The organism is Faecalibacillus sp. TM498 (assembly GCF_020589955.1).
Taxonomy (GTDB): Bacteria; Bacillota_I; Bacilli_A; order Erysipelotrichales; family Coprobacillaceae; genus Faecalibacillus; species Faecalibacillus intestinalis.
Map to the genome: position 1 here is coordinate 1 of NZ_JAJDKB010000129.1, position 849 is coordinate 849.

Sequence of the window (849 nt, forward strand, 5' to 3'; positions counted from 1 at the left end):
CTACAATATACATTCCTTTCTATCAATCTTATTTATCCGCGATTGATTACGTTTTGTGTATTCTGTAATATTGAAATATGTGAATGTGGATTTGTATTTTACTCCTTGTGGCTCGACTACTTTGAGGAGTTTCTTACCACACCTTATTCCTAAACAATGATTAGTTAGATGAGTCTTTGAATTCCTATTTTGAACCAGGTTTTGTGGTTTAAGTGTTGTGGACACCATTTCACATAATTTACTTTGAAAGGATTTTTTACATATGAAATTAATTGGCATCGACATTGGAAAAAACAAACATTTCTTTTGTGTCATGGATCAACAAACTGGTGAGATCATCTCTCAGCCTGTTTCTTTTTCTAATGACAAAGAAGGTTTTGATTTTCTAGTACAAAAAATCAAATCTTATCCAAAAGATTCTATTCTTATTGGTATGGAAGATACGGGACATTATCATTTTGCTTTGTTGAAATACCTTCTAGACTTACAATATACTGTTGCTTTAATTAATCCTAAAACAACTGATTTCAATCGTAAGATGCAAGGTGGTATTACTAAAAATGATAAGCTCGATACAATCAATATCTGTGATGTTCTTGATACTCCTGAGCGTAAAAAACAATATCGTATCACTAAAGTCAACAGCTTTGATCTTTATGAACAAAAACAGCTGACAAGACATCATCATAATTTGAAAGAAGAGGAAAATGTCTATAAGAATCGTCTTCAAAAATGTATCGATATCGTGTTTCCTGAATTCAATAAACTGTTCAATTCTAAATATGGCATTGTTTATATGAATATTCTTAAAATGTTTGGGAGTGCTGAAAATATCGCCAATACAGATAT

Annotated in this window: 1 protein-coding gene; it reads left to right on the forward strand. The window is 31.0% G+C overall.

The window, feature by feature from the left end; all coding sequences use genetic code 11:
- Positions 1–262: 262 nt before the first annotated feature.
- Positions 263–849: IS110 family transposase (locus LJD32_RS14980; protein WP_227392825.1), on the forward strand; the 587-nt coding region annotated here is incomplete at its 3' end.